Source organism: Mesorhizobium sophorae (assembly GCF_002270415.1).
Lineage (GTDB): Bacteria > Pseudomonadota > Alphaproteobacteria > Rhizobiales > Rhizobiaceae > Mesorhizobium > Mesorhizobium sophorae.
The window spans coordinates 89330-106300 of sequence record NZ_NNRI01000019.1; the positions used below are offsets into that span (position 1 = coordinate 89330).

Genomic DNA, 16971 nt, shown 5'->3' on the forward strand with positions numbered 1-16971 from the left:
GCCAGCGCAGCGACAATGGCTTGTCGAGCAGCCTCTCCGCGCCTAAGCTCAGCGGATGAGCAGAGCTTTTACCCGCGAGGAAGACAGCGAAAACGCCATCGCCGGCATCGGCGAGCGGCCGATCAGCCAGCACCGCAACCTGGTGACGGAGACCGGCCTGGCCATGATCGAGGAGAATCTGGCCGATCTGCGCGACATATTGGCGAAAGCCGAAAGGAAGGCGGACCGCGAGCGCATTGCGGTGGTGTCGCGCGACCTGCGCTATTGGACCGCCCGGCGCGAAAACGCCGAACTGTCCGTCCCGGAGCCGGGCAGCGATCTGGTGCGCTTCGGCATGGGCGTCACGCTCGAGGGCGATGACGACAGGAAGGTGCACTGGAAAATCGTCGGCGAGGACGAGGCCGACCCGGCCAAGGGCACCATTTCCCACGTGTCGCCGATGGCCGTCGCCCTGTTCGGCAAGAAGGTCGGCGACGTGGCTGTGGTCAACGGCAAGGAATGGGAAATCGTCAAGCTCTCCGACAGCTAGTCCTCGAGCTTGGCGACGTGATCGCGGAAGAAAGCCGCGGCTCCGGCTTCATCGATTTCGCCGGAAGCGACGGCCATGACGAATTCGTAAAGCGTGCCGTTGTCAGCTGTCAGAACATGGCCGTTCACAATCAAAAATGCGCCGGCGGCCACGATGGCAGTACGCTTGTTGCCGTCGACAAAGGCATGATTCCTGGCAGTGCCAAAGACATAGGCAGCGGCGAGATCCTCGACCGAGGGGTCCCCATAGTTCGCCTTGTTTTCAGCGCGGGCGAGCGCCGATTCGAGCGCATTTTCATCTCTCAAACCTTGCGCTCCGCCGTGCCTGCGCAATTGCTCGGCATGCATTGCTTCGACCGCGCGACGTGACAGAAACTCCCAGCTCATTCGGCGAGTTTCTGTAGTGCGACCTTGTACTTGTCCATGACCTTGCGAGCTGCTTCCATCTGCCGCTCGAAACTGTCGTCCACCACCTTGAGGACGATGTCCTTATCCGTTTCGAGAATCTGAAGCTGGTCGCCGGCTTTGAGGTTCAGACGTTCAAGCAGCTCCTTGGGCAGGATCACACCTTCGGAATTGCCGATCTTGCGAATGGTCGTGTTCATGATGGATCATCCTGTTGCAACGCCGATTATAACCAGAGCGAAGTGTTGTTGCAACAGAGATTATAACAGCTCCCGTCAGGCCTTCAGCAGACGGTCCAGCAGGCGATCCGCCGCTTCCGGAATGACCGTGCCCGGCGGGAAGATTTCCGCCGCACCGGCTTGCAGCACCGCGTCATAGTCTTGTGGCGGGATGACGCCGCCGGCGACGATCAGCATGTCGCCGCGGCCGAGCTTCTTCAGCGCATCGCGCAATTCCGGGATCAGCGTCAGATGTCCCGCCGCCAGTGAAGAGGCGCCGATGATATGAACGTCATGCGCGACCGCCAGCCTGGCGATCTCATCCGGTGTCTGGAACATCGCACCGACGGTGACATCGAAGCCGAGATCGGCGAAGGCGGTGGCGATGACCTTCTGCCCACGGTCGTGGCCGTCCTGTCCCATCTTGGCAACGAGAATGCGCGGCTTGCCGCCGGATTTCTTCGCAAAGGCTTCAAGCTTGCCCTGCAGCCCTTCGACCACGGAATTGTCGCCGAGTGCCTTTCGATAGACACCGGAGATCGTCTGCACCGTCGCGACATGGCGGCCGAAGGTTCTTTCCAGGGCGAATGAGATTTCGCCGACCGTGGCATTGGCGCGCGCGGCGCGGACGGCGAACTCCAGCAGGTTTTCATTGCCTTCAGCGGCACGGGTCAGCGCATCGAGGGCGCTCTCGACCGCGCCGACATCGCGTGTGCCTTTGAGCCGCTGCAGCTTCGACAATTGCCGCGCCCTGACTTCGGCATTGTCGATCTTCAGCACGTCGACCTTGATGTCGGTCTCGGGGCGATGCGCATTGACGCCGACCAGCATCTGCTCGCCGGAATCGATGCGTGCCTGCGTGCGGGCCGCTGCTTCCTCGATTCGCAGTTTGGGAATGCCTTGTTCGGTCGCCGCGGCCATGCCGCCGAGCGCCTCGACTTCCTCGATATGGGCAAGCGCGCGCGCCGCCAGGTCATGCGTCAGCCGTTCGAGATAGGCCGAACCACCCCATGGGTCGATGATGCGCGTGGTGCCGGATTCCTTCTGCAGGATCAGCTGCGTGTTGCGGGCGATCCGCGCCGAATGATCGGTCGGCAGCGCCATCGCCTCGTCGAAGGAATTGGTGTGCAGCGACTGCGTGTGGCCCTGCGTCGCCGCCATCGCCTCGATCATGGTGCGGATGATGTTGTTGTAGGGGTCCTGCGCCGTCAGCGACCAGCCCGAGGTCTGGCAATGGGTGCGCAATGACAGCGACCGCTCGTCCTTGGGCGAAAAATTCTTCGCCATCAAGGTCGCCCACAACAGGCGGGCAGCCCGCAGCTTGGCGACCTCCATGAAGAAATTCATGCCGATCGCCCAGAAGAAGGACAGGCGCGGCGCGAAGCGGTCAATATCGAGGCCCGCCGCAACGCCGGCGCGGGCATATTCGATGCCGTCGGCGATGGTATAGGCGAGCTCCAGGTCGGCCGTCGCCCCGGCCTCCTGCATGTGATAGCCGGAGATCGAGATCGAATTGAACTTCGGCATGTTCTTCGACGTATACGAGAAGATGTCCGAAACGATCCGCATCGAGGGCTTCGGCGGATAGATGTAGGTGTTGCGGACCATGAACTCCTTCAGAATGTCGTTCTGAATGGTTCCGGCGAGATCCTTCTGCGCAACGCCCTGTTCTTCCGCCGCCACGATGTAAAGCGCCATGATCGGCAGCACCGCGCCGTTCATGGTCATCGACACCGTCATGTCGCCGAGCGGAATGCCGTCGAAGAGCTGCCGCATGTCGAGTATGGAATCGATGGCGACCCCCGCCATGCCGACATCGCCGGCGACACGCGGATGGTCGCTGTCATAGCCGCGATGCGTGGCGAGATCGAAGGCGACCGACAGTCCTTTCTGGCCGGCGGCAAGATTGCGGCGGTAGAAAGCGTTGGACTCCTCGGCCGTCGAGAAGCCGGCATATTGCCGGATCGTCCAGGGCTGCTGGACATACATGGTCGGGTAGGGGCCGCGCACGAAGGGCGGCAGGCCGGGATAGGTGTCGAGATGCGGCAACCCCTTGAGGTCGCTTTGATTGTACAGATGCTTGGCGACAAGGCCTTCCGGCGTCGTCCGCTGGCCTTTGACCTCGACGGGTGCGCGGCGTGGCGGCGCCCAGCCGATCTGGCTGAAATCAGGGATCAAGAGGCGGCTCCGATCGATTGGTCGATGCGGACCGGAAACAGGGGTTCGCAGACGGCAACACCTTCGGTGAAGGCGGGCCGCCGTTCCGCTGCCAGCGTCTCGACGGGACGTTCGCTTGTGGACGGGTAGAGCGTGGTGCCGATGATGACCCGCTCGCCGGCCTGGTAGGCTGCGTTGCGTCGCGCCGCCGCGGCGTGAACGCGCTTCTGGATATGTCCGTCCTGAAGGCTGGACAGGACGCCGCCCTCGGCCTCGATTGTCTGCAGTTCCGCCCACGCCATCTCGCACAGTTCCGCGGTCAGCGCTTCGACCCCGCCGGAGCCATAGGCAGGATCGGCGACATGATCGATATGGCTTTCATTGGCCATGATCAGCTGCGCGTTGCGGGCAACGCGACGTGCAAACCCCGCCGGCAAGCCATGCGCGATCGTGTGCGGCAGGATGGAGATCGAATCGGCGCCGCCGGATGCCGCGGCAAAGCAGGCAATTGTGGTGCGCAGGATGTTGGTCTCCGGATCCATCGCCGTCATCATGCGAAACGACGTCTCGGCATGGATATTGGCGGTGGAATTGGGGATCGAACAGGCCTCCTGCAGCCGTGCCCAGAGCCTGCGCAGCGCCCGGACCTTGGCCACCGACAGGAACTGGTCCTGGTCGACACTTAGTGCAAAGCCGATATGGGGTGCGGCATAGACAAGCGGCTGCCGCGCCGTCTCGAACATCCTCAGGTAGGACACCGCCGAAGCCAGCATGATGCCAAGTTCTTGCGCTTCCGTGGCGCCGGCATTGTGGAACACGCGCCCGTCCGCCTCCAGGAGCACGCCCGGAACGCCTATCGAGAAGAAATGCGCAAGCGACTGCGGCATCGAGGCCTGCAGCGCCTCGATCGACATGCGCAGTCGGCCGGTTCCGGCGAAGATCGCCGCCGGATCGATGCCGAAGGAGAGGTTGAGCTTTGCCGGATCCGAGCGGCGCTTGCTCAGGAACGCCACCAGCCAGTCGGCCACGGCGCGGCTCCAGGGATGGGCGTCGATACGGACCTGGATGCGGTTGAGCGGTACGCCGTCCAGCACCGTCTCAAGCGCCTGCGCCGTTCTCGGCAGGCCGTAGCCGAATGCGTTGGGCGCGCCTTCGAAGACAAGCGACAATCCCGTCGCGCCTTGGGCCACCTCTTCCAGGGCCTGGGTTCTGGCGCGCTCGATATCCGGATCATCGATGCGCTGGCTGACGATCCAGGGCAATTTCGGGTTTGCGCGCACGATCGGTTCCGCTGCGATGCTGCGGTCGTAGAGCGGTTCGATGCGGATGTTGTCGTCGGTATGCGAGACCAGCTTTTCCTCGAAGGAGGCGCCGGCCAACGCCTTTTCCGCCAGGGCCAGCCATCGCTGGCGCTCGGCATTCTCTGGTTCAACGTCCTGGATCAAGGCTCCGGCGCCCATCCGTCTTCCTCGTTTTCATGCGGCCGCACCAGCCTGGAGCAGTTCAGTCTAAGGTCCACGGTCCGATATCGCAATGCAATGCGCTTTCAGGGTCGGAATTCAATCCACCAGATATAGGTAGCCTGCATGGACGAACCATGAACGATTGCCAAACACCGGCAAAATCCGCAAGTTCCAAAAAACCGATTTGGACGATTGGGCCGGATTTGGACGATTGGCCCCACTTGAACGATTGGCATTGTCGCTGTGCAAGGGCCTCACTATACCTGCGGCAAGGCCACTGGCTTTAAACACATCAGTTTGCGGAGACCGACATATGGCTGACGACACCAGCATTTTCATCGGCGCCAGCCGCAAGCCGGACGACAGCTATCAGCGTGCCGAGCACCTGTTGCTGCAATATGGAAATCGTCACGGCCTGGTGACCGGCGCCACCGGCACGGGCAAGACCGTCAGCTTGCAGATTCTTGCCGAGGGTTTTTCCAATGCGGGCGTGCCGGTGTTCTGCGCCGACATCAAGGGCGACCTGTCCGGCATTGCGATGATGGGCACGGCACAGGATTTTCTGGTCAAGCGGGCCGAGCAGGTCAAGCTGGCCCCCTATGACTTCCAGGAATTTCCAGTCATTTTCTGGGATCTGTTCGGCGAGCAAGGCCATCCGATCCGCGCCACCGTTTCCGAAATGGGGCCGCTGCTTCTGTCGCGCCTGATGAACCTGACGGAGGCACAGGAAGGCATCATGAACATCGCCTTCCGCCTGGCGGACGAGGAAGGCCTGCTGCTGCTCGACATGAAGGACCTGCAGGCGCTGCTGGCCAACATCGCCGAGCGCGCCGACGAGCTGGGTTCGCGTTACGGCAATGTGACCAAGCCTTCCGTGGGAGCCATCCAACGCACGCTGCTGGTTCTGGAGCAGCAAGGTGCGGCGCATTTCTTCGGCGAGCCGGCCTTGCGCATCGCCGACATCATGCGCACCACCCGTGACGGGCGCGGCGCCATCAGCGTGCTTGCCGCCGACAAGCTGATGATGAATCCGCGGCTCTACGCGACCTTCCTGTTGTGGCTGATGTCGGAGCTGTTCGAGGTGCTGCCGGAAGTCGGCGATCCCGACAGGCCGAAGCTGGTGTTCTTCTTCGACGAGGCGCATCTGCTTTTCGAGGACGCGCCGAAAGTGCTGATCGACCGCGTCGAGCAGGTGGTTCGCCTGATCCGATCGAAGGGCGTTGGCGTCTATTTCGTCACGCAAAACCCGCTGGATGTTCCAGAAACCGTTCTCGCCCAGCTCGGCAACCGCGTGCAGCACGCGCTGCGCGCCTATACGCCGCGCGAGCAGAAGGCGGTGAAGACCGCGGCCGAAACCTTCAGGCCGAATCCCGACTTCGATTGCGCCACCGCGATCACCCAGCTCGGCACCGGCGAGGCGCTGGTCTCGACGCTCGAAACCAAGGGTGTTCCGTCCATGGTGCAGCGAACGCTGATCCGCCCGCCGGCCTCGCGCCTTGGACCGATCACCCCTGCCGAGCGGCAAAAGCTGATCCAGGAAAGCCCGGTCGCCGGCCAGTACGATCAGGTCATCGATCGCGAATCGGCTTTCGAGATGCTGCAGAAAAAGGCCAGGGAGGCGCAGGACGCCGAAGAGCAGGCGCAGCAGGCGGGAGGCGGCGGTTCGCGCTGGACCATTCCCGGCTTCGGCAATGACGACCCGGCACCGCAATCGGGTGGTAGGCGCGCACCGGCGCCGCGCCCGTCCAACCGCCAGACGGTGGCGGAAGCCGCGATCAAGTCGGTGGTGCGTTCGGTGGGTTCGTCGGTCGGCCGCGCGATCGTGCGCGGCATATTGGGAAGTTTGTCGCGAGGGCGGTAAGGAGCGGCAGCTATGCGCCAGAAGCGGTCATCCACGGTTCCCAAATGACCGCAGTTGGGCCGACAACGGACCGGCCGCTTCGAGCCCGCGGATATCGAAGCGGACATTCGCGTCGACGTGGGCATGATCATGATCTGACCCAGAACAGGCCGGGAGCGAGGTCCCTTCAACGTCGACGGGCGATTTAGATCAGATCAGACGATCCTCGTTATGACATCGATGTTGCCCCATGTCGCTTTGGAGTAAGGACAGATCTCGTGCGCTTCATCCACCAGAATTTGTACGACATCACGCTCCAGATCCGGCACGGCAATATCCAGTTGGACGCTGAGAAAGTGGCCGTTTTCTCCGTAGTTCAGATTGACCTCCGCCTTGATGCTCACCCCTGCAGGCAGCGCGATTTTTCGTTCGTGGGCCGCAGATGCGACTGCGCTTGCGAAGCTGGCCGACCAGCCGGCCGCGAGCAACTGCTCCGGATTGGTGCCTATGCGCGCCGATCCGGGCGCCGAAAGCCAGATGTCCAGAAGGCCGTCGGAGCTGCGCGAGGCGCCATTTTCGCGGCCGCCCGTAGTTGCGGTCCTGGCCGTGTAGACAACCCTTGCGATGCGGCTCATGGGCATTCTTTTTGCTGGCAGCGGTAACCGCCGGCTGCGGTTACCGCGAACTCGATCAGGCGTCGACCTCGACAACGGCATCAGCGAAGGCCTGCGGCGCTTCCTGGGGCAAGTTGTGCCCGATGCCTCCGGTGACAACCCGATGCGCGTATCTCCCTGAGAACATCTTGGCGTACGCGCTGGCGTCCGGATGCGGCGCCCCATTGGCGTCGCCCTCGAGCGTGACCGTCGGCACGCCGATGACCGGTGCCTGCGCGAGTCGCTCCTCAAACGCGTCATATTGCTGCTCGCCGGCGGCCAGTCCGAGCCGCCAGCGATAGTTGTGAACCACAATGGCCACGTGATCGGGATTGTCCAAGGCCGCGGCGCTGCGCTCGAATGTGGCATCGTCGAAGTTCCACTGGGGGGACGCGAGTTGCCAGATCAGCTTGGCGAAATCTCGTGTGTATTTCTCGTAGCCAGCGCGGCCGCGATCGGTTGCGAGGTAATATTGATACCACCATTGCAACTCGACCTTGGGTGGCAGCGGCAGCTTGCCGGCTTGCTGGTTGCCGATGAGGTAGCCGCTCACGGAGACCAAAGCCTTGCAGCGTTGAGGCCATAGCGCGGCAATGATGTTCGCGGTGCGGGCGCCCCAGTCGCAGCCGCCGATCGTCGCCTTTTCGATGCCCAGTGCATCCATCAGGGCGACAATGTCGGCGGCGATCGCCGACTGCTGGCCGTTGCGAATCGTATCGTGCGACAGGAAACGGGTCGGCCCGTATCCGCGCAGGTACGGCACGATCACGCGGTGGCCTTTCGCCGCCAGCCGAGGCGCGACATTGGCATAGGTGTGGATGTCATACGGCCAGCCATGCAGCAGGATCACGGGTGGGCCGTCGGCGGGTCCAAGCTCGGCATAGCCGACGCTCAACAGACCGGCATCGATCTGCTTCAAGGGTCCGAAGGACGCCGCCACGGGCTCTCCCGCCGCCTCTTGCGCTTGTGCCGGGCCCATCAAGCCGAACTGAGTGGCGGCGAGCGCCATCGCGGTGGCGCCAAAGAACCGTCGGCGTTCTTGGTCGATCTCATCCGGGATATTGAACGAATGCATTTATAAACCTCTATTGTTGTCCGGACGATCAGCCAAACGTGAAGGCAAAGACCTCCACGCCCGAGTTGAGAAACTCGATCTCGAACTGGCGATCGACGATGGGTTTCGATTGTCGAATCAGCTGGTACAGGCGCTGCTCTGTCACTGCACCTTCGCCCTTTTCATTGACGTCGATGCCGTAAGCCGTGCCTGGTGGCTGTCCGTCGATCAGCACGCGAAATCTCACGGACGTTCCCGGCGATGCCGGACCCATGACCAGATGAAGGTCGCGTGCGTGGAAACGGTAGACGATGCGGCCGTCGGGCTTGTTCAGTACGGCGTTTTCTTTCCTTACCGTCCAATCGCCAGACAACCCCCACTCATTCAGGCGTAACCGCGCCGGCAATTCGTAGGCATGCGGCTCGTCCAAGACCAGCTCGCCGCTGGATGCAAAATTCTGGGTGCGTTCATATCCGGAATAGTTCTCCGGAGACTTGAGGCTCTCCCAATCGGCCGCCGCTTCGATGCCGCGGCCATCCACCGACACAGGCTTACTATCGAATCCGCCAGCGCCAGCCTCGGCCAGCAATTCCTGGATGACCATTTCCGATTGTTGGTATGACCCCTCGCCAAAATGATGATACCGGACACGTCCCTGCGAATCGATGAAATAGAGTGCCGGCCAATACTGGTTGCTGAAGGCCCGCCATATGAGATGGTCGTTGTCGACGGCGATCGGATAATCGATCCGCAGGTCTTTCGCCGCCCGGTGCACGTTGTTCAGGTCTTTTTCGAATGCGAACTCCGGCGCGTGGATTCCGATCACCACCAGACCATGCTTCCGGTATTTCTCGTCCCAGGCCTGAACGTAGGGAAGCGTGCGCAGCCAGTTGATGCAGGTGAAGGTCCAGAAATCGATGAGGACGACCTTGCCATGCAAGGCCGACGCCGTCAGCGGCGGTGAATTTATCCACTCGTGCGCCGCTTCGAGCGAAGCAAGCTGCGACTTTTCCTCAAGCCGGTAGGTAGAGAGTTCGTGAAGAAACGGAACCCGCATTGGTGTGGAGATTATGGACTGCGCCACGTTCGTGCCTCCTAGAAAACCGGCAATCGGAGCCCCGATTGCCATTGCGAGCGCCGTGGCGAGCAGCAGCTTGGTTGCTTTCATCAACGACGCCTTTTGGTTCGATCGCTGTCGTCGCGCGAACGGTTCGAATGCGCTCTGCCTGCCGAACCCTTCACAGCGGAAGCTCGTTGCCGGCCTGCTCAGCCACCATGTATTTCGCGTACCAGTCGGGCCAGTTCTCATCGCGCCGACCGCCGTTGCGCTTCTCGTACTCGCCGTGGGCCTCCGACGCGCGTCGCAGCGAGGAAGCAAGATCCGCCTCGGAGGCGTAGGTCGTGGTGCTGGAGTCGATGCGACCGGGAAACCGGGTGGTGATTTCCTGAAGCAACCATTCGTTGCCGTCCGGATCTTTGAAGGTAGCAAACGAGGAGTAGCTGCGTCGCTGGGGATCGCGGCCTTTCACCGTTGGCTTGCCGGGGCCTTCGCGATGAAACGCCTCGCTGACCTCGACGCCGCGGCCGATAAGCTCGGCGCGAGCCGATTCAATGTCCGAAACGATAAGATAAAGTCCGCTTGCCGAGCCGGGCGCGACCGTCGTGATCCCGGTGCCGAAGTGTATCGAGGCCGGCGAGCCGGGAGGTGTGAACTGTATCCCACGGAACGTGTCTCCAACGACAAAGTCAGCGTCGAGTCTCCAGCCCAGCCCTTCGTAGAATTGCTTGGCGCGCTCTACATTCGAGACGGGAATGACAACAACTTCGAGCTTCATGTCGAGGGATCGCGACCGTTGTGTCTCAACTGCGATACTGCTGACGGTGCTAGTGATGTCCATATCTACCTCCTGCGTTAAGTTGCGTGAGAAGCTCGTCTCGCGTGCGGCTCGGGACAGAACCCGAATGCCGCGAGTTCTAGCCAGGTAGCGCCCGCGACGCCGTCCGTTCAATCGAAGTACTCATTGCGGAAGCGGTTGGCCGGCGTGCTCCGCCACCAAGTACGCGGCGTACCAGTCCGGCCAGTTCTCATCACGCTGGCCGCCTGTCCGCTGCTCGTGCTCGCCATGAGCCACAGATGCACGCCGAAGCGCGGCTGCGAGTTCGGCCGACGAGACAAATGTGGCGCCTCCAGCGTCGACGCGGCCTGGTGCTCGCGCAGTGACCTCCTGCAAGAGCCACTTGTTTCCGGCCGGGTCGCTGAAGGAAGCCCACGAGGCGTAGCTGCGTCTTTCCGGATCGGGCCCGCTGACGCGCCCTTTGTCACCGGCATAGTGATACACTTCGCTTACGTCGACCCCGCGATCGGCGAGTTCGGCGCGTGCTGCCTCGATGTCCGACACGACGAGTTCACCAGCGGTTTCGAGGATGTCGAGCTCGATACGAGCATAAGGGCCTGGTGCAACGCCTGAGCCGAAGACAACCGAACACTGGGAGCCAGGAGGCGTAAACTGGATGATATGAAATTCGTCGCCTATGAGGTCGGCGTCCAGCCGCCAACCCAAGCCTGCATAGAACAGCTTGGCGCGGTCGACATCGGAAACTGGAATGACTACGACCTCGAGCTTGATATCGACTGCGGTGTTGCTGCGGGTAGTGGCAATCGTCATGTCTGCCTCCTCAGTTGAGTTTGATGGGAATGCTTCTTTGTGCCTCCGGTCAGTTCAGTTTCTTTGCCGCAGCGACCTGAAGGCAGCGCGCAACTCGGCGGAGAAGAGCTCCGGCTGTTCCCACGCGGCGAAGTGGCCGCCCTTGTCGACCTCATGGAAGTAGATCAGGTTGGGGTAGGCGCGCCGGGCCCACGTCTCGGGGGCCTGATAGCCTTCTCCCGGAAAGACCGTGATGGCGACCGGCAGCGAGACTTCGTTGGTCTTTTCAGGGTCGGCAAAAACGGGACTGCGGCCGCCGCCGTACTCCCAGTAAATTCGCCCGGACGAGGTGGCGGTGTTCGTCAACCAGTACAGAGTTATGTCGTCCAGCACCTCGTCCGGCGACTTTTCAGGGTCGCTGTCGTCGTAGGTCCAGCCTGAAAAGCCCGGATGCCCGAGCATCCACGCTGCGAGCCCCGCAGGGGAGTTATTGATGGCGTAACCTATCGTCTGCGGTCGGGTGCCCATCATCGTGGCGTAGGATCTGTTCCCCATCTTGGCGGCCATGCTGAGCGCGTCGAATGCCGTGCGCTCCTTACCCGTCAGGCCTGCCGGCACTGGTCCGCCGGTGGCGAGCACAGCAGCTATCTCAGGTGGTACGACAGCCGGCAGGTTGACATGGATGCCAAGAAGTCCTGCAGGGGCCAGGCGGCCCATCGCATTCGAAACAGGGGAGCCCCAGTCGCCGCCTTGGGCGACGTATTCCGTATAGCCGAGGCGCTTCATCAGCTCTGCCCAGGCTCGCGCGATGCGATCTGTACCCCAACCGGTCTCGGTCGGCTTGCCGGAGAAGCCGAAACCCGGCAACGACGGCAGTACGAGGTCGAACGCGTCCTCAGGACTGCCCCCATGCGCGGTGGGATCGGTGAGCGGGCCGACCGTTTTCAACAGTTCCAGCACCGAGCCGGGCCAGCCGTGCGTCATGATCAGCGGCAGGGCATGGGAATGTTTCGAGCGAACGTGGATGAAGTAAATGTCCACGCCGTCGATCGTGGTCATGAACTGAGGCAGGGAATTCAGCTTCGCTTCCGCTCTCCGCCAGTCGTAGGCCGTGCCCCAATACTCGACGAGCGGCCTGATCTTCGCGAGTTGAATGCCCTGCGACTGGTCACCGACGGTCTCCCGGTCGGGCCACCGTGTTTCTGCAATACGCCTGCGGAGATCGTCGAGCGCCACTTGCGGCACCTGAACTTTGAAGGGCCGGATCGAGCGATCCTCGACCGGATTTGCGAAGGCGGGCGCGGAGAGGGTGCAAAGCCCGAACACCAGCGCAGCGATAGCGAGCACGGTCCAAGCCGCAACGGCGGCAAGCGTCTTGGTGAGGGGGTTCATTGCAGTCGCTCCCTTCGGAAGTTCGGTACGCTGCTATCGCAGGGCGGAAGATGACCCACGTCCGGCGCGCCATCCCCCGCCAACTCGTCAGGTCTGTAACGTCTTGAATGTTGCGCGCACCTCATCGGTGAAGATCTTCGGCTGTTCCCAGGCCGCGAAATGGCAGCCCTTGTCTGTGCGGCCGTAATGCAGAAGCTTCGGGAACGCGCGTTCAGTCCAGCTCTTCGGCGCTGTGTAGATTTCGCTGGGGTTCGCAGTGGCGCCGACAGGAATTGTGATGCCCTTGGCGTCGAAGAAGCCGGCCTTCGCCGTTTGCGAGTGTTCCCAATAGAGACGTGCCGAGGAGATCGCCGTGTTGGTCAGCCAGTAGAACGTGATGTTGTCGAGGATGTCGTCGCGGGTAAGGCCCTCCGGCTCTCCGTCGAAGGAGCGGGCGATCAGCGCACAGCTGTCCGCATCGTGATCGAGGATCCACGCCGCCAGGCCGGCCGGTGAATCGACGATCCCGTAGAGCGTTTGCGGACGAAGCGCCATTTCGTTGGCGTAGCCCAGGCCGTTCTTGTAGAAGAACGCGACCTGCTCGTAGGCGCGCTTCTCGTCGGGACCGAGATCGGCAGGGGGCGGGCCGCCAGAGGCAAGCGCCTTCACGATCTCGGGCGGAATGGTCCCCGGCATGTTCGTGTGGATGGCGGCCAGTTCGGGAGGCGCGATCAGCGCCATCTGTTCGGTGATAAGTGCTCCCCAATCGCCACCCTGCGCGACATACCGGTCATAGCCGAGGCGCTTCATCAGCACGATCCACGCCCGCGCGATGCGCGCTGGATCCCATCCGGTTTCGGTTGGCTTGCCGGAAAAACCGTAGCCCGGCATCGACGGGATCACCACGTCGAACGCGTCGGCCTCGGCACCGCCGTGCGCGGTGGGATTGGTGAGCGGATCGATGATCTTCAGGAGTTCGATGACCGAACCGGGCCAGCCATGCGTGATGATGACGGGCAGGGCGCCCTGATGCTTGGATTTCACGTGGATGAAGTGGATGTCGAGGCCGTCGATCTCGGTGACGAAATTCGGCAGCGCCTTCAACCGCGCCTCGCATTTGCTCCAATCATATTCCGTTCCCCAGTACTTCATGAGCTTCTGCATCGTGGCGAGTTGCACGCCCTGCGTTGGCCCTACCGTCGCCGGGGTGGACCAGATCCGCCGGGAAGCCTCGTCGGATACGAGCTCGCGCTCGGGCCAGCGCGTAGCGACGATGCGCCGGCGAAGCTCGGTGAGCTCTTCCTGCGGGAAGCTAACGGTGAAGGGGCGGATGCCATCGCTGGTTGATGCGGCGGCCTTTTGTGACGGGAGCAGGCTCGCGGCGCCTGCGGCGGCGATGCCGACCGCGGCAGTGCCCAAAAGTCGCCGGCGATCCTGGTCGATTGTTTCGGAGGTTCTGGTCGTGTCCATGTGACTCTCCTGGGGTTGACGGATGCGATTTGCGCTGCTTGACGTACCCCCGGGAGATGGGATTAGCCCGTTATGCGTCGTGAGCTCTTGTTAGTCGCTGCCCGCCTGCCGCTTTTTTGAGCAGATAGGAGGCGCGCCAGACAGTGGAGACTCCCTATGGTGCGGGAGCGCTCCTTGACCTAAGGTAAGGCGCTGGGTGCAGGCGGCTCCCAAAAGAAGAGACGCCATGACGATAACGCCAAGTCAGGCCAAAGACAGATTGTCGTTTGGCCCTTTCTATTTGGCTGCGGGTGAAAGGCTCCTGACAAGAGAAGGCGCTCCCGTAGAGTTGGGCTCGCGCGCCCTTGAAATTCTCATCGTGCTGACTTCCGCGCCGAATGAAGTCGTCAGCAAGAAGGATCTGATGGCGCGCGTTTGGCCCGATGTGGTTGTCGAGGAAGGCAGCCTGCGGTTCCACATGACCGGACTGCGCAAGGCGCTGGGCGATGGAAAGGATGGCGCGCGTTACATCGCGACGCTTCCGGGGCGCGGCTATTGCTTCGTTGCACCGGTCTCGCGATTAAGCAGCCCACACGACGAAGCCCCATTCATCGCCGCCCGGTTTCCGCATGCGAATCTTCCGAACCGCTTGAGCAGAATGGTCGGGCGGGATGAGGACGTTCTCAAGCTGTCGGCGCAGCTGAATGCTTCGCGGTTCGTCACCATCGTTGGCGCCGGCGGTGTCGGCAAAACCACCGTCGCGATCGCAGTCGGACATCATCTGATCGACGCATTTTATGGGGCAGTTCTTTTCGTCGATCTGGGGATGATCGGTGATCCCGGTCTGGTGACGACAGCCGTCGCCTCGATGCTTGGGCTATCCGTTCAAACAGAAGATGCCACGCCCAACCTGATCGCTTACTTGCGCAACAAGCGGATTCTCTTGATCCTCGATACCTGTGAGCATCTCTTGGATGCGGTGGCGCCTTTGGCAGCAAGCATTGTCGATGCGGCGTCACAGGTCCACATCCTGGCGACGAGCCGCGAGGTGCTTCGGGTCGAAGGCGAGCATATCTATCGGTTGGATGCGCTTGCCTATCCGCCCGACGAACCTGGCCTGACGGCGGCCATTGTCCAGACCTTCCCGGCCACCCAACTGTTCGTCGAACGAGCGGCGGCAGGCGGCGCTCGTTTGGACATCAGCGACGCGGAGGCCCTGCTCATCGCAAGCATCTGTCGAAAGCTCGACGGAGTGGCGCTCTCCATCGAACTGGCGGCCAGGCGCGTCGAATCCTATGGGCTGCAACAGACCGCCGCACTTCTTGATCAACGCCTGACACTGCTATGGCTCGGTTCGCGGACCGCGCCGCCGCGTCAGCAAACCCTGCAGGCGACACTGGACTGGAGCTTTGGGCTCCTGACCGACCTTGAGCGCATAGTGTTGCGCAGGCTCGCTGTATTCGTCGGTCATTTCACGCTCGATGCCGCGCTGGAGGTGGTGACGAGCGCGACCCTCGATCGATCGACCGTCCTGGGCGCCATGGACAGTCTCGTCGCCAAATCGATTGTGGCGACGCGTCCGGCCGGAGCGATGATGCGCTACCGGCTCCTCGATACCACGCGCGCCTACGTTCTCGATATCCGGATCGATGATGCCGAGGCTGCCGATCTGGCAGTGCGCCACGCCGCCTACTATCGGAGATGGCTGGAGCAAACAGGGATCGGATGGCCAAAACTCGGGACCGGTGAGGAACGGGCTCCTCACTTCGCCGCCATCAACAATGTCCGGGCTGCCCTGGAATGGTGCTTCGGCAACAACGGAAACACCGACATCGGCATCGGACTCGCCATCGCTGCCGCGCCGGTTTTCCTGGCGATGTCCTTGTTGCCGGAGTGTCATCGCTGGTCTGAAAGAGCAATATTGGCTTTCGACGGTACCGCCCTTGGCGGACTTGACGAGATGCATCTTCAGGCAGCTCTCGGCGTATCCTTCATGTTCATGCGGGGAGGACGCGACAGGGCGCGCGTAGCCCTGCAGAGAAGCCTGGCGATCGCCGAGGAGCGCGGCGATCCGCTGGATCAGGCGCGTCTGTTGGGTCCGCTCAACATGTTCCATCTGCGGACGGGCAATTTCGTAACCGCCCTCGAAATTGCAAGACGGTGTTCAGCCACAGCCGCCGGTCTGGAGGATTCGGTCGCGATTGCGCTTGCACACTCGATCCTGGGTATCTCGCTTCACCTGCGGGGTGACCTAGCGGAAGCGCGCGCCGAGCTGGAGGCGGCGCTCGACCGTGGGCCGCGCTCTCAGCGGACCACCACGATCTATCTGGGCTTCGAAGGCAAAATCCTGGCCAGGGCAATTCTGGCGAGGAACCTTTGGCTGCAAGGCCATCCCGATCAAGCCATGGCGCATGCTCGGCAGGCCGTCGAAGAGGCTGCCGCCATGGATCATTCTCTAACGCTGGCGATCGCGTTGATCTGGGCGATATCGGTCTTCCTGTGGACGGGCGACCTGAAGAGCGCCGAGGCTTACATCGACATGCTCATCGCCCGCGCGGAATCCCATTCCATGACTCCTTACCTGCTGGTCGGTCGGGGATTCAAAAGCGAAGTAGCGATCCGTCAAGGCGATGCAGAAGGCGGTGTCGAGGGCCTGCAGACGTCTCTTCAGAAGCTGCACGCGGCACCTTACGAATTGCTCACAACTCCGCTCAACCTCTCGCTGGTCAGGGGATTGTCCGCAATCGGTCATGTCGATGAAGCAACTGCGCTGATCGACGAGTCGCTTGGCCTCGTCGAAAAGAACGGCGACCAATTGTACCTCCCGGAGTTGCTGCGGATGAAGGGAAGCCTCCTTCTCCAGTCGCAACGCAACCGCGACGAAGCTGCCGCCTACCTCATGCAGGCACTGGAGTTGAGCCGCAGTCAGCACGCACGGGCATGGGAGTTGCGAACCGCAATCGACATGACGACGCTGATGGCCGGGCGAGGGGAGATCAATAGCGCTCGCGAGCTCTTGCAACCGGTTGCGGCGCATTTTGTGGAGGGGCTGAACACGGCGGATGTCAAGACTGCCGAACACCTGCTGGCGACGCTCAGGTAGCACCCTTCAATGCCACCGCCGCCTCTGTCGGCCCAAACAATCTCCATGGAGGGCCGATCTCGCAGACGAGGAGAGAGAACGCGCC

14 protein-coding genes are annotated in these 16971 nt (G+C 62.2%); 3 read left to right on the top strand and 11 right to left on the bottom strand.

Going from position 1 to position 16971, the window contains the following annotated elements:
• Nucleotides 1-55 precede the first annotated feature (55 nt).
• The gene (greA, locus tag CGZ66_RS27355; protein WP_095089824.1) at nt 56-529 is read left to right on the top strand and encodes a transcription elongation factor GreA; all 474 of its coding nucleotides are present in this window, start codon (nt 56-58) and stop codon (nt 527-529) included.
• On the opposite strand, the gene CGZ66_RS27360 is transcribed toward greA, so the two are convergent.
• The 4 genes from CGZ66_RS27360 to CGZ66_RS27375 form a co-directional block, all read right to left on the bottom strand.
• Nucleotides 526-915: a type II toxin-antitoxin system death-on-curing family toxin gene (locus CGZ66_RS27360; RefSeq protein WP_095089826.1), complete on the bottom strand. Its 390-nt coding sequence runs from the start codon at nt 913-915 to the stop codon at nt 526-528. The genes greA and CGZ66_RS27360 overlap by 4 nt on opposite strands.
• Entirely contained in the window at nt 912-1133 is a 222-nt protein-coding gene (locus tag CGZ66_RS27365) for an AbrB/MazE/SpoVT family DNA-binding domain-containing protein (RefSeq protein ID WP_095089828.1), read from the bottom strand. Before CGZ66_RS27365 ends, CGZ66_RS27360 begins: the two co-directional genes overlap by 4 nt.
• A gap of 75 nt (nt 1134-1208) precedes the next feature.
• Nucleotides 1209-3329: a methylmalonyl-CoA mutase gene (scpA, locus tag CGZ66_RS27370; protein WP_095089830.1), complete on the bottom strand. Its 2121-nt coding sequence runs from the start codon at nt 3327-3329 to the stop codon at nt 1209-1211.
• On the bottom strand, nt 3326-4768 hold the full coding sequence (locus CGZ66_RS27375) for a methylmalonyl-CoA mutase subunit beta (protein WP_095089832.1): 1443 nt from the start codon (nt 4766-4768) through the stop codon (nt 3326-3328). Before CGZ66_RS27375 ends, scpA begins: the two co-directional genes overlap by 4 nt.
• A 316-nt stretch (nt 4769-5084) precedes the next feature.
• On the opposite strand from CGZ66_RS27375, the gene CGZ66_RS27380 reads away from it, so the two are divergent.
• Nucleotides 5085-6632 carry a helicase HerA-like C-terminal domain-containing protein gene (locus CGZ66_RS27380; protein WP_095089834.1) on the top strand — a complete coding sequence of 516 codons (1548 nt, stop codon included), beginning with the start codon at nt 5085-5087 and terminating at the stop codon, nt 6630-6632.
• Nucleotides 6633-6826: 194 nt separating this feature from the next.
• Here the strand turns inward: CGZ66_RS27380 and CGZ66_RS27385 are convergent, their stop codons facing one another.
• From CGZ66_RS27385 to CGZ66_RS27415, 7 genes are all read right to left on the bottom strand, one after another.
• Nucleotides 6827-7246: an Ohr family peroxiredoxin gene (locus CGZ66_RS27385; protein WP_095089836.1), complete on the bottom strand. Its 420-nt coding sequence runs from the start codon at nt 7244-7246 to the stop codon at nt 6827-6829.
• Between the two features lie 55 nt (nt 7247-7301).
• The gene (locus tag CGZ66_RS27390) at nt 7302-8324 is read right to left on the bottom strand and encodes an alpha/beta fold hydrolase (RefSeq protein ID WP_095089966.1); all 1023 of its coding nucleotides are present in this window, start codon (nt 8322-8324) and stop codon (nt 7302-7304) included.
• Between the two features lie 43 nt (nt 8325-8367).
• Nucleotides 8368-9486: a redoxin domain-containing protein gene (locus CGZ66_RS27395; RefSeq protein ID WP_245331238.1), complete on the bottom strand. Its 1119-nt coding sequence runs from the start codon at nt 9484-9486 to the stop codon at nt 8368-8370.
• A gap of 70 nt (nt 9487-9556) precedes the next feature.
• The gene (locus tag CGZ66_RS27400) at nt 9557-10216 is read right to left on the bottom strand and encodes a VOC family protein (RefSeq protein WP_245331239.1); all 660 of its coding nucleotides are present in this window, start codon (nt 10214-10216) and stop codon (nt 9557-9559) included.
• 120 nt (nt 10217-10336) lie between these two features.
• Nucleotides 10337-10984, bottom strand: a complete 648-nt coding sequence (locus CGZ66_RS27405; RefSeq protein ID WP_095089842.1) for a VOC family protein — start codon at nt 10982-10984, stop codon at nt 10337-10339.
• 54 nt (nt 10985-11038) lie between these two features.
• Complete coding sequence (locus CGZ66_RS27410; RefSeq protein ID WP_095089844.1) at nt 11039-12355, bottom strand: epoxide hydrolase family protein; 1317 nt, start codon at nt 12353-12355, stop codon at nt 11039-11041.
• Nucleotides 12356-12442: 87 nt separating this feature from the next.
• Nucleotides 12443-13804: an epoxide hydrolase family protein gene (locus tag CGZ66_RS27415; protein WP_095089846.1), complete on the bottom strand. Its 1362-nt coding sequence runs from the start codon at nt 13802-13804 to the stop codon at nt 12443-12445.
• Between the two features lie 226 nt (nt 13805-14030).
• On the opposite strand from CGZ66_RS27415, the gene CGZ66_RS27420 reads away from it, so the two are divergent.
• Nucleotides 14031-16886, top strand: a complete 2856-nt coding sequence (locus CGZ66_RS27420; RefSeq protein ID WP_095089848.1) for an ATP-binding protein — start codon at nt 14031-14033, stop codon at nt 16884-16886.
• Nucleotides 16887-16971: the final 85 nt, after the last annotated feature.

Coding starts and splice junctions, on each gene's coding strand:
- CGZ66_RS27415 (WP_095089846.1), bottom strand. CDS start 13,804: ATGGACACGACCAGAACCTCCGAAACAATCGACCAGGATCGCCGGCGA.
- CGZ66_RS27420 (WP_095089848.1), top strand. CDS start 14,031: ATGACGATAACGCCAAGTCAGGCCAAAGACAGATTGTCGTTTGGCCCT.
- CGZ66_RS27380 (WP_095089834.1), top strand. CDS start 5,085: ATGGCTGACGACACCAGCATTTTCATCGGCGCCAGCCGCAAGCCGGAC.
- CGZ66_RS27395 (WP_245331238.1), bottom strand. CDS start 9,486: ATGAAAGCAACCAAGCTGCTGCTCGCCACGGCGCTCGCAATGGCAATC.
- CGZ66_RS27375 (WP_095089832.1), bottom strand. CDS start 4,768: ATGGGCGCCGGAGCCTTGATCCAGGACGTTGAACCAGAGAATGCCGAG.
- CGZ66_RS27385 (WP_095089836.1), bottom strand. CDS start 7,246: ATGAGCCGCATCGCAAGGGTTGTCTACACGGCCAGGACCGCAACTACG.
- CGZ66_RS27405 (WP_095089842.1), bottom strand. CDS start 10,984: ATGACGATTGCCACTACCCGCAGCAACACCGCAGTCGATATCAAGCTC.
- greA (WP_095089824.1), top strand. CDS start 56: ATGAGCAGAGCTTTTACCCGCGAGGAAGACAGCGAAAACGCCATCGCC.
- CGZ66_RS27400 (WP_245331239.1), bottom strand. CDS start 10,216: ATGGACATCACTAGCACCGTCAGCAGTATCGCAGTTGAGACACAACGG.
- CGZ66_RS27410 (WP_095089844.1), bottom strand. CDS start 12,355: ATGAACCCCCTCACCAAGACGCTTGCCGCCGTTGCGGCTTGGACCGTG.
- CGZ66_RS27360 (WP_095089826.1), bottom strand. CDS start 915: ATGAGCTGGGAGTTTCTGTCACGTCGCGCGGTCGAAGCAATGCATGCC.
- CGZ66_RS27365 (WP_095089828.1), bottom strand. CDS start 1,133: ATGAACACGACCATTCGCAAGATCGGCAATTCCGAAGGTGTGATCCTG.